The organism is Pedobacter mendelii, assembly GCF_014635725.1.
Lineage (GTDB): Bacteria > Bacteroidota > Bacteroidia > Sphingobacteriales > Sphingobacteriaceae > Pedobacter > Pedobacter mendelii.
The window spans coordinates 94405-107596 of the sequence record NZ_BMDJ01000003.1; the positions used below are offsets into that span (position 1 = coordinate 94405).

3 protein-coding genes are annotated in these 13192 nt (G+C 39.4%); all 3 read right to left on the reverse strand.

Going from position 1 to position 13192, the window contains the following annotated elements:
- Positions 1 to 232: 232 nt before the first annotated feature.
- The 3 genes from IEV50_RS06535 to IEV50_RS06545 are packed head-to-tail and all read right to left on the reverse strand — an operon-like array spanning position 233 to position 13087.
- Positions 233 to 2224 carry an OmpA family protein gene (locus IEV50_RS06535; RefSeq protein WP_188412439.1) on the reverse strand — a complete coding sequence of 664 codons (1992 nt, stop codon included), beginning with the start codon at positions 2222 to 2224 and terminating at the stop codon, positions 233 to 235.
- Between the two features lie 9 nt (positions 2225 to 2233).
- Positions 2234 to 3235, reverse strand: coding sequence for a PorP/SprF family type IX secretion system membrane protein (locus IEV50_RS06540; protein WP_188412440.1), 1002 nt, complete (start codon positions 3233 to 3235; stop codon positions 2234 to 2236).
- A gap of 36 nt (positions 3236 to 3271) precedes the next feature.
- Positions 3272 to 13087, reverse strand: coding sequence for an Ig-like domain-containing protein (locus IEV50_RS06545; protein ID WP_188412441.1), 9816 nt, complete (start codon positions 13085 to 13087; stop codon positions 3272 to 3274).
- Between the last annotated feature and the right edge of the window lie 105 nt (positions 13088 to 13192).

Below are 13192 nucleotides of genomic sequence, written 5' to 3' on the forward strand. Positions count from 1 at the left end.
TACTGTCATTTAATTTCCTAAAAATCGTTGTTGCAATAGTGCAAATTGCCTAAAGCGCAATTTACTGAAGTGGCAGTCATTTTCAGCAAAATACAGAGACTGATATCTAATGACAAAAATTTCTCGGCTACACTCGAAAGGACGGACCGAAACGATTAGATTAATTCATTTTAAACAAAAAAAAGGCAGGAGCTCTCAATCTCCTACCTAAACTAAACCAATATAATAAACGCTATTTCTTAGTTACTTTAAATTCTGTTCTTCTATTTTTTGCTCTGCCTTCGGGATTATCTTTACCCTTTTTTAATTTATTCGGTGCTATCGGCATGCTTTCGCCATAACCTTTAGATGCCAATCGGCTTTGCGAAATATTCTTTGTTGCTAAATAATCAACGCAAGATTTTGCTCTTCTTTCTGATAATTCCTGATTGTAAACGTCGGTTCCAACATCATCTGTATGGGCTCCCAGTTCTATTTCCATTTCAGGGTTATCATCTAAAATAAGAGCCAAAGCATCAAGTACTTTTTTAGACGATTCTGTTAATTCGGCACTATTAAATTCGTAATAAATATTATCCAGTACGATTGGTACATTTATTTTAAAGGCATTAATACAATAATCGGCATACATCAAAGTATCGGCTTTAGCAATTTCTTCATATGCATAATTTTTATTCAAGGCGAAATAATTATCCTTTGTCATATTTAATTTTACCGGCCTTTTGCTATCCATTTTAAAATTATATTTTCCCGTATTATCTGTAGTAAAGCTATAATCATTTTCCTGGTCGTTCATTTTTACCAAAACACCATCCAATGGCTTTTTGGTTTTACAATCGGTTATGATGCCTGATACAGAAATATATTCTCGTTTCACTTCAAAAATTTCCAGGCAACAAGCAGATTCTCTATCGGAACTGATGTAGCCTTTGCTGGCATCAGCATTTATTGGGGTAAAATACACATCATCTTTTGATGAATTAAAAGGATAACCCATGTTTTTGGGCTTTGTCCAGTTAATTAAATCGCCCTCCGATTCGAAAAAGTCCATTCCACCAAAACCAATTCTACCATCAGTGCTGAATATTAATTTTTTAGTAATCGTGTTATAGTAAGGCGCCTTTTCATCGGCTTCGCTATTAATTTCAGGTCCCAAGTTTACCGCCTGACCAATTGAACCATCACTTCTTATCGCAGCATACCACAAATCGTATTTTCCATAACCGCCCATTCTATCTGATGAGAATATCAAAAATTTACCATCGCTGGTTACAAAAGGTTGTGCAGAATTAAAATCCTTACTATTAACCTGCAAACCTACAGATTGCGGAATCGACCATTTATCTTCTGTTTTAGTAGCGGAATAAACAGAATATTTTTCTTGCCCTTTCCAGGCCGTAAAATACGCAACATTACCTTCAGGATTAAAACTTACCGCAGCAAATTCCATATCATTTGGCAAATTGAAATCGATTTTCTTAACATTAACTTTATCATCTTGAAAATTTGAGCTCGAACTATAAAGTTTGTTCATAAATGGATTTGCCTTAGTAGAAATTGGCGATTCGCCTTTTACCACCTTAACCACATCGGGCTTACCTGAAACGGCAACCGGCCTTGAAGAAGTAAAATAAAATGAACTGCCTTGTTTAATCGGAGCATAATTAGAACCTAATCCATTAATTTCTGAAGGCACTTTTTTAATTTGAACCAGCCTTGGGAAACGCATTTCTTTCATGGCGAATTTGCATGACAGCACTTCTAAATTTGCTGTTTTTACCAATCCATCAGTTTTGTTATTGGCAATAAATTTTTCAAAAGCAGCTATTGCCTGTGGAAATTTTTTATTTGCCCTTAAACTTTCGGCATAATAAAACAATGATTTGTAGTATTTAGGATTGCTAAAAGTGCTGGCTAACTCGTAATATTTCTCAGCTTCTGTATAATCGCGGTACATCCGACTTGCTTCAGCCAAGTTATAAAGTGAGCCTTCATAATCTTCAATTACCTTTTCTTCACTGCCCAATTTTTTATCCTTACCATAAGGCAAAACAACCTGACTACTATCTGCTGTAATTTTTAAAGCCTTTTTATAAAATGTAGATGCAGCGTAGTAATCTCTACTTTGAAAATAAGCATCAGCTACTTTTTTATAATTAACTACATATTGTGCTTTAACACTCGTTAAAGAAGCAACAATTAAAAAGAGGATTAATTTTTTCATAACAAATAATTATAAACGAGGACAGAAAAAGTTTGGACCAATAATACCGTTACGACCGATAAGCGAGATAGATAATTCTAAACCTCCATTGCTGTTTGATGCCCTTTGCAATGTTGATGTATTTACGTCATAACTTAAACCGAAAACCATATTTTTAAACTGTAGCCCAACAAAAGCAATTGCAGCATCTTTAACGCGATAATTACCACCAAATAAAATATTCGATTGATTATTAACCATTAATTGTGCGTATGCACCAACAGAGATTTCATTTGTATTTCCCTGATACATAACCAAAGCGTTTGGAACTATATCTAACATTTCTGAAGCCCTTATCCTGGCTCCACCGTGCCCGGTAAAACGAATTGGAGTACGCGTACTATTATCAGAAAAGCGTTCTATTGGTCTGTTTAAATGGGCGGCACTTGCACCAAAAAATACGTTAACATTTTGATTTGGATTACCATCGAAATACATAATACCAGCATTTATATCTGGTACAAATGATGATGTTGACGAAAAACTTTCGCCACTAAATGTGCCTCCATCATAACCAGTAATAGGATTAAATTGATTTCCAAATCTACCTTGAGATAAATTGAAACTTCTGTTTACGAAACCAGCCTGCAAGCCGAAGCTTATCATTTGTAACCCTTCTAAACCAAACCTTAATCGGTATGAGCCAGAGACTAAAGCCGTTAAATAATTAAAATCGAGTTCGCCAGCCCTTTGATTTAAAATGGTAGCACCGAAAGCAAAATTCTTTGTCGGTGCGACATCAAAAGATGCTCCTCCTGTTAAAAAAGAATTTGAAATTGCGCTCCATTGTTGCTTAAAATTAACCGATGCCCGATAATCGCCATCTATAACTCCAGTAAGCGCAGGATTTAACCACAATGGATAAGCATAATACTGAGAAAAATGAGGGTCTGTTTGTGCTTTTACGCTTAATGATGCAATACACAATAAAAGCATTGAAACAGATATTTTAAGAGATGATAGTAATTTCATAAGATGTAGTTTAAAGCGGTAAATGTTATCTATTAATTATCTGATTATAGTTACGGTTCCTTTTTTCATAACCTTGGTGCCATCCGTTGATTCTACCTCAATCATATAAACATATACACCATTTGGTTGAGCAATACCTTTATAGGTTCCATCCCAACCATTAGTTGTAGAATTAACCTGGTAAATTAATTGTCCCCATTGGGTATAAATATTCATTTTAACCGACGCGATTGTTGTTCCATAAACCAGAAATATATCATTCTTGCCATCATTATTAGGCGTAAATACATTTGGAATATAAATTTCATTTCCTATCGGATTAGCAGCTTTCCCAGTTACCGGAGTAGAATTAGCGCTGGTTTGACAACCAATTTGTCCCAAAGCACGAACGATTAGGGTAACGGCCTGGTCTGGTTTTAAGCCAATAATTAAATGACTGGTTGCGTTCGCCCCGTTGGAAGGTGCTTGCCATGTTGCGCCATTATTAAGCGAAACTTCATAGCCAGTTGCACCAGAAATAGCATTCCAACTAAATGTTACACTTGCAGGTGTTGTAGTTTCTACCCGAACAACTGGTATCGATAAAACTGGTAAAACGGTAACGGTGATTGGAGTTCTAACTGCACTTGTGCAACCTGCCGCACTAAAGCTTTCTACATAAAATGTTGTGTTAGCACTTAGCGACGGTGTTGTAAACGTAGTTCCTTGTCCTAACACAGTTCCGCCGGTACTTGCTGCATACCACCTGTAAGTTAAACCGGGTTCTGGCGTGTTCACGTTTAGTACGGTTGTAGTTCCAGAACAGATTGTACCATTTGTAGCACTAACCAAAAGTGGTGCTACAGGAAATGGTAAAACCGTAATATTAACCGCAGTTCGGTTGCTTGAGATACAGGTACCAGCCACACCCTCAACATAATATGTTACATTATTGGTTAATGATGGCGTTGTAAAGGTACTTCCTGAACCAGCAATAGTACCTCCGGTTGAGCTGGTGTACCAATTGTAAGTTACCCCAGTTTGAGCATTTGTTACCGATAGGTTTGCTGCACTTCCAAAACATACGTTTTGTGTAGCACTCGCAACTATTGGAACAAATGGTTGTTGATTAACGGTTACAGTAATCAAGGTTCTGCCTGCGCCATTAACACAACCTCCTGCACCTATCGCCTGGATGTAATAGTTTACGGTATTGGTTAGTACAGGAGTTGTATATGAAGTTCCGGTTGTTAAAAGATTACCGCCAGTTACCGCATTATACCATTCGTACGTTACACCAGCCTCTGGACTTTGAATGTTTAATGTAGTGGCATTGCCCGAGCAAATGTTGGTACCAACTGATGAAACTACAGGATTAGAGGGTGCCGCACTAACAGTTACTGTTACCAACGTTCTTCCGCCTGTATTCACACATCCTCCGTTTCCTACCGCTTGTAAATAATAATTAACATTAGCTGTTAAAACAGTTGTGGTAAATGTACTTCCAGTGGTTAAAAGATTACCTCCTGTTGCAGCATCATACCACTCGTAGGTTACACCAGTTTGAGGATTTTGTATGGTAAGAGTGGTTGAATTTCCAGCACAAATTGCAGTACCAGTTGTAGCAACAACCGGGTTATTTGGTGTAGCATTAACTACGATGGTAACCAGTGTTCTTCCCGCAGCATTTAAACAACCACCCGCTCCAATTGCCTGGATATAGTAATTCGTGTTTGAGGTTAGAACTGGTGTAGTAAATGTTGCACCTGTTGATATAAGGTTACCTCCAGTTGCTGCATTATAAAATTCGTAGCTTACGCCATTTTGCGGATTTTGAATATTAATTGTAGTTGTATTACCAGAACAAATTGTTGTACCAGCTGATGAAACAACAGGATTTGCAGGAGCAGGATTTACAGTTATTACAACCACTCTTGCAGTTGATGGTGCGTTTTCACATTTATTATCGCCTTTAACAGTTACATAATAAGTTGTGTTAGCATTTAAAACCGGTGTAGTATAACTTGCACCCACAAAAGATATGTTCGTAAGTGATGCATCGCTATACCAGGTAAAAACGGGGTTAGTTACCGTGGTTGAGCTTGCAGTGAGAATAGCTGAAGAACCAGCACACGCTGCCGTATTTCCAGCAACAATAATATCGGTTGATGTAGCCAGCGGATTTACATTGATGGTAACCACTTTTGCATCTGCGGCAGCATTTTCGCATTTATTTGTTCCTTTAACCGTTACATAAAATGTAGTTGTAACAGAAACGGCAACATTGTAAGTTGGTCCGGTAAAAACAGGAACCGTTAATGATGCATCGCTGTACCAGGTAAATACAGGTTGTGTTACCGTTAAACTCGATGCCAGCAAAGTTGCAGTACTACCTGAACAAATATTTGCATTATTAACCGAAATATCTGCTGCGGTGGCATAATCCTTTACCGTTACGGTAATGACCTTGGCATTTGCTGCAGCGTTTGCGCAATTGTTATCACCGCTAACCGTAACATAATAGGTTGTTGTAGCAGTTAAAGCTGGTGTTGTAAACGATGCCCCAACAAATGCAACACTGGTTAATGCCGCATCGTTATACCAGGTAAATACCGGGTTGGTTACCGTAACTGATGATGCGGATAATGATGCAGTAGCATTACTACAAATGATGTTTAAGCCTGTGATATTGATATCTGCTGCGGTTGACAGCGGATTAACATCTATTAAAACAGCTTTTGCAGTTGCGGGCGTATTTTCGCATCTATTGCTACCTTTTACGGTTACATAATAAGTTGTTGCTGTTGATAATGCAGGTGTTGTAAATGATGGTGTTGTAGATACAACTGTGGTTAAAGCAGCATCGCTATACCAGGTAAATATTGGATTTAGTATAGTTGAAGTTGCTGTTAATGTTGTTGTTGAGCCAGCACACAGGCTACTTGCACCAGTAACATTTATGTCTGACGCTAAAGCTACAGGGTTTATGGTAATGGATACGCTGGCCGCATTACCTACAGGGTTTGGACAACGATTTGAACCGCTTACCGTAACATAATAAGTTACGTTCGCATTTATTTGTGGAGTGGTAAATGCTGCACCAACAAAAACCGAAGTGCTTAGTGATGCATCGCTATACCAGGTAAATAACGGATTTGTAACTGTTGTGCTGCTTGCGGTTAGGGTTGTTGTACCCGCATTACATAATGCTGTGTTACCAGAAATTACTATATCTGCAGCAATTGCATTTTGGTTAACCTCAATCGTTACCGGTGTGCGTATAGCATTTGTACAACCTCCGCTTGATGCAGCTTCTACATAATAGGTATAAATGCCTGGCGACAGATTTGCAGAAGTTACAAAACTATTGCTATTGCTCACCAATAAATTACCTGAAGTTGCTGCATCATACCAATTGTAAACCACACCCGTAACTGATTGAACAGCTAAGGTAACCGGAGTATTGATACAGGTTGATACCGGATTTGTTGTAGCAGGTACAGGTGGTGTTGGTGGCGAAGTTATGGTTACCGTTATTTTAACTTTCGGACTTTCGCAGCCATTCAAGTCTGTAGCGGTTACAAAGAAATCATAAGTGCCAGCAGTTAGGTTCGCATCTGTTAAGAAAGTAACACCATCTTTTCCATTTTGATAAGCCAAACCTTGATACCATTTATAAATAATATTTGGTTTAGGATTACTTACGCTTAATGTAGCAGAAGAGCCGAAGCAGGCCGATACTGCAGTAGAACTGATTTCTGGTTTGGTTAGGATTCGTCTGGCATAATTAAAATCTACAGATGTTAAAACACCAATTAAACCCGAACTTAATCTTAATTCTACACCATCAAATTGAGCAGTTGGAATGAATGATAAAGTAGCTTCACTTCCATCGGTGGCTAAATTAAGTTGTATGGATTGACTGTTAAGTGTAACATCATCATTATTGCTTGCCGAACCATTGTAGGTGGTTAATGTTAGATTTGGTAAAACTGCGGCTGATAATAATTTTCCTGGAGAGGAGATTTTAATACGCAACGTATCACCGATGTTTGATAATCCACCCGAAAATCCTAAACGATGAAAAACAGATGTTCCTAAAACCCCTGCCGGAATAAATAAGGTAGAACCCGTATTTACATCTGTATCAACAGCAGAAGCTTCATTTATAACACCCGCTCCTACATTTACACCATTAACTCCAGTTAAAGCACTTATTGTTGCAATACCGCAATCAACTGTTCCTGGGGTTTGAGGTATTACGGTTACCAATACAGATACAGTTGGACTATTACCACAGCCTGGAACTGTTGCATTTACATAATAAGTTGTATTTGCATTTAATATTGGTGTTGTAAAAGACGTGTTTGGACCACTGTACTCAAGGGTAGTTAATAATACATCGCTATACCAATTAAAAGTAGCACCAGCAACTGATGATGTTGCATTTAACACCGCCCTAGTACCCGATACAATTGTGGCCGATGCAGGCGTAATAACCGGAGCTTGTGGGTTTGCACCAATAGTTACCGTGGCAGTTGCTCTTGCTGATGCCGTTCCGCAACTATTTACAGCTTCTAATGTGTAAGTTGTATTTGCTGTTGGTGTAACGGTTAAAGTTGTGCCATCAGGTCCAGCACTTATTCCGTTCGAATCATACCATTTATAGGTAACGCCAACAACCGGATTTTTAACCTGTAAAACTATTGCTGTACCTGCACATGCGCTAACGGTAGGCGATAATAATTCTGGCGTTGCAGGTGCTGGCTGAACTACAACATTCACTTCTGTTTTTGCACTCAAGCATCCCGAAGCCGAAACGATTGCAACATAATATTTTGTATCGGCTGTTAATGCCGCTGTTGTGTACGTTGGTCCATCGGTTAAAGCATTTTGTGCAGCATCAAACCAACGATAAGTTACGCCAGTTATTGGATTTAAAACTGATAACGTACTTGTTAAACCTGCGCAACCAGCAACATTTGCAGATGTAACTTGTGGTGCCAGTAATGAACGCTGCATGTAGTTTAGGTTAACCGATGTTAACGCACCCAATACACCTGAATTTAAACTTAACCTTGCTCCATCAAATGCAGCACCGGGAATTAATGTAATTAAAGCCTGAGTGTTCCCGTTTAATAACCTGATGTTTAATAATCCATTGTTTAAAAGAGTAGCATCATTATTGGAATTCGCACCATTATACGTTGTTATCGAAACATTATTTAAAACGCCAAGGGAAGCTAAGCTTTGAGGGAATGAAACCAAAACTCGTAAAGTATCGCCCACATTGGATAAACTTCCAAAATATAAAGTTTGATAAACGCTGGCACCTAAAGCGCCCACCGGCATAACCAATGATGATGCAGTTTGTGCATCGTTATCTATTGCCAAGCCTGCATTAAAAACTCCCGCTAGTAAAGCAACTCCTGTTACACCATTTACCTGAGTTGATGCAACCTCACAAGGAATTGTTATTGGTGTACCTGTTCCATTTACATTGATTGTTACCTGAACTCGAGTGGATGATGCACAACCTGAAGCAGAAACCGTTTCTACGTAATAGCTTGTTGTTGAAGTTAAAGGCGGTGTTACGAAGGTCGAACCAGTAAAAACCGGAGTTGTAGATGCCTGAGCATCATACCAATTAAAAGTAACGCCTGTTTCTGACGAAGTTGCGGCTAATATTGCTGTCTGACCAGAATTTACGGTTGTAGCTGATGCTGTAACCGTAGGTATTAGCGGACGTGGATTTACGGTAATCGCTGCTGCAACTCTACTCGCACTCAAACAATTTCCGTTTGCAGCTTCTAAGTAATAAGTTGTATTGGCGTTTAATGCCGGGGTTACAAAAGTGCTTCCAGTAAATATGGCTGGACCACCAGTTGCTGCAGCGTACCAATTGTATGTTAGGGCAGCATCAGGATTACTAACCGTTAATGTTGCAGATGAACCTGAACACACATTAGCAAGAGGTGCCAGAACAGGTTGCGCAACTGCAGGTGTTACCGTTACAACAACAGGAACTCTGGTTGTATTTGCACAAGTTCCATTTGCTACTTCTATATAGTATGTTGTAGTTGCAGTTAATGCAGGTGTTGTAAATGAAGCTCCACTGCTCAATAAATTGCCACCAGTTGGCGCATCAAACCATTTTAGGTTGGTTCCGCCATTTGCAGTGGCAGAAAGTGTTGCTGTATTTCCGGCGCAAATGGTTTGCGAACCACTTGTAATCGTTGGATTTGGATAAATTACGGTAGCACCATAAATATCTAAACTGCTAATTGCAGCTACTAATCCACCAAATCGTAGCTCTACCCTATCATAAACTCCTGCCGAAGGTAATGTTGCGGTAAACCTGGTACCACCAAGTAACCTAAGATTTAAAACAGATGAATTGAGTGGATAGCTGGAAACAATTGATGCACCATTAAATACATTTACAGTAATGTTATTTAGTACCGATAGATCCAATAAGCCAGTTGGCAAACCTAAATCTAAACGAATACTATCGGTTGCAGCTCCAAGAGCTGGAAATATTAATTGTTGGAAGCCTGTAGAAGTAACGCCAACGGCAAGCGATATTCTGGTAAAATTATTTGGATTTGAATCGGTTGAGTTACCAGCTCCTGATATGTTACACAATAAGCATATTCCTGTTATTCCGGAATTTTGACTGTTTGATGCGTTACAAGCTGTAGCACCACCACCTGAAATAACAGTAACCGTTACCGGAACTCTACCAGCGCTAACGCAACCATTAGCGTTAGTGGTTTCTACATAATAGGTTGTGGTAGTTGTAAGTGCCGGAGTTGTAAAATTAGAACCTGTTGCAAGCTCGGTACCTCCTGTAGCAGCTGCATACCATTTAATGGTATTTCCTGAATCAGCAGTAGCAATTAATGTAGTGCTTTGTCCAGCATTAACCACCTGATTGTTTGTTGTAATTACTGCCGGATTAGCTGCTGGATTTACAGTTACATTAACTGCTGTTCTGGCGCTTACGGCTGTTCCTGAAACAGCTTCTGCATAATATGTAATCGGGGCATTTACAATTGGTGTTACAAAAACTCCGTTATTATTTGTTACTAGAGCCGTGCTCCCGGTAGAACCATACCAATTGTACGTTACGCCAGATTGCAAATTACTTACCGTTAGTGTAGCAGTACTTCCAGCACAAACCGCAGCATTTGCTATAACCGGTTGGTTTACATTTACAACAATCGTATAGTCAGAATTAACAGTATTGTTATTGGCATCAGTTCCTGTAACCGAAACTACAAATGTTCCACCTAAAGTTGGCGTACCTGAAATTTCTCTAGTTGCGGTATTAAAACTTAATCCCGGAGGTAAATTACTAGCAATGTAATTGTAAGGTGGCGTTCCACCTGCAACAGCAGGTAGCGTTTGTGTTGGGTAAACACTACCTACAACACCACTTGGCAAACTTGCAGTTGGTAAAGAAAGTACACCAGTTACGCTTAACGGGTAGGCATTTCCAGCAGTTCTACCCTGACTATCAGTAACAGTAACCGAAATGGTATAGTTACCAGCCTGAGTTGGCGTTCCGGTAATTGCTCTGGTTGTAGCATCGTATGCTAATCCCGGCGGTAAACCAGTTGCCACATAAGTATAAGGACCAACACCACCTGTAGCCGCTGGCAATATTTGTGTGGTGTAAACTGTACCAGCAACACCACCTGCCAATGTAGCCGGAGGTAGTAATAGCGGGTCGGTTACCGAAATGGTATAATTTGTACTGGCAGTTTTTCCATCAGCATTTGTTACCGTAACAGGAAACGTAAACGTACCTGAGCTAGAAGGCGTACCTGTAATTTCTTTTGTTGTCGGATTAAAAGACAATCCAGGAGGCAAATTAGTTGCTGCATAAATATATGGACCAGTACCACCTGTTGCAGATGGAATTGTTTGTGGAGTATAAACCTGCCCGGTAACACCACTTGCTAGAGTTGCAGCAGGCAAAACCAATGGATCAGTTATTTTAATGGTATAAATAGCGGTTACACTATTTCCTGTGGCATCAGTTACCGTAACCGGGATGCTATAGTTTCCTGCTTGTGTTGGAGTTCCGGTAAATTCTCTTGTTGTAGCATTAAATGCCAATCCCGGAGGTAAATTTATGGCACTGTAAACATACGGTCCAGTACCTCCAGTTGCAGCAGGAATAACCTGAGCGGGATATTGTGTTCCTGTTACGCCATTTGGCAAAACGCCGGGCGCAAAAGTAAGTGCTGCAGTAACGCTTAGGGTATAACTTGCAGTCGCTGTACAACCTTTGGTATCAGTTGCAACTATAGAAAATGTTGCATCCACTGTGGCTGTTGGTGTTCCTGATATTAATCCTGTTGATGATAAACCTAACCCCGCAGGTAAAGAACTTCCGCTAGCTAAAGTATAAGTAAATCCGGGTGTTCCGCCTGTAGCCGCATCAATTTGCTTTGCATAAACAAATCCGTTTGATGCATTAACCAGTGTTGTTGTATTAAAAATAATCGCCGGATTTACGGTCACCGTAATTGGTACCCGAACAGATTCATCAGTGCAACCTAATTTTCTAGCTGCTACATAATACACTTTATTGGCAGTAAGTGCAGGCGTTTGAAATGTGCCATTATAAGCGGTTGTTGCCAATGCCGTTCCACCTTCTATTACATCGTACCACCTTAAATCGTTAGTACTAGCCGTGTTTGCAGTTAAAGCTGCAGTAGTATTGTAACAAGCTGCAACGCTATTGGTTGCTGGCAAAGTAAAAGTTGGTCGCCCTGCAGATTTTGTTAACCCATAAATAAATATGGTTTGTGTTAAATTAGCATTTAATAATGACGAAAGTGTAACCTGAACCCTATCAAAAGCAAAACCTGGCGAAAATGGTACTGTAACTGGCTGACCTGAATTTAGCAATGCCAACAAATCTAAATTTAACAAATTTGAAGCAGAGGCAGAATACACCTGGCTATTGCCATTAAATGCAGTAACATTTAAATTGTTAAGCACACCTGCTGTTAACAATGCCGATGATACCCTAAACCTTAAATTGAAATCATCTCCTGCACTTGCTGCAGTATTAAAATAGAAATTCTGACTAATAGAGCCAGCAACACCAAGTGCGCCTAAACTTAATTCAGAGTAATTGGTTGTACTGGCATCAATCGCAAATTGGGCATTGGTTACGCCTGCTTTGCCTAATCCTAAGGCATCTACGGTTAAACCACTACCTTCAAAACTGGTAGCAAATGCTTGTGCGCATGGGTCAATACCACTGGTGTAAAATGCATTGTAAACTTTTGTGTTATTTGATGTACCCAATAATAAAGCATTGGTTACATCCCTAACATATACCCTATCATAATTTTGCGTTGGCCGTAAAGCAAAATAAAAAAAGCCGTCGGCATCTTTCACTAAGCGTAAATTCTGGCTTGTAAATGCACCCGTACTCGAACCGCTTAATACAGTTGTACCTGCCGCATTTCGAGCACCTACTTCTATAGAGTGATCTCCTAAAACAACTCCGCCTACAACTCCTGCAAGTAAACCGCCTAAATTGCCACCAAGTAATTGATTTAGCAAAGTTGCATCAGCATCTATTCTGATATAAGATGTTGTTCCGGCTGCAATTGTACTTGGAAACTTCAGTTCCAATTCTCCCGAAAATGCTCCTAAACCTAAAGCTAATCCGCCAAATGATTTAACGGTAGCAAAATCAGTTTGGACTGGTGTTATTGCATTTGCAGGATTATCTACCGAAGAATTTCCGGTAGCAGGACTAACCGTGTTGGCATAAATTTTGGTTTGACTATACGATTTCTGATTTAGAATCGTTAATAGAGATAGTATTGCAAATAGTTTAAGCATGCAACGTTTTCCCGATTGGGAATTGAGAGTAAAGATTTTCATCATGTCAGGCGCTAGTAGGTTTGATTTTTAAATCACTTCAAATAGTTAAAAAGGAGTGATCAG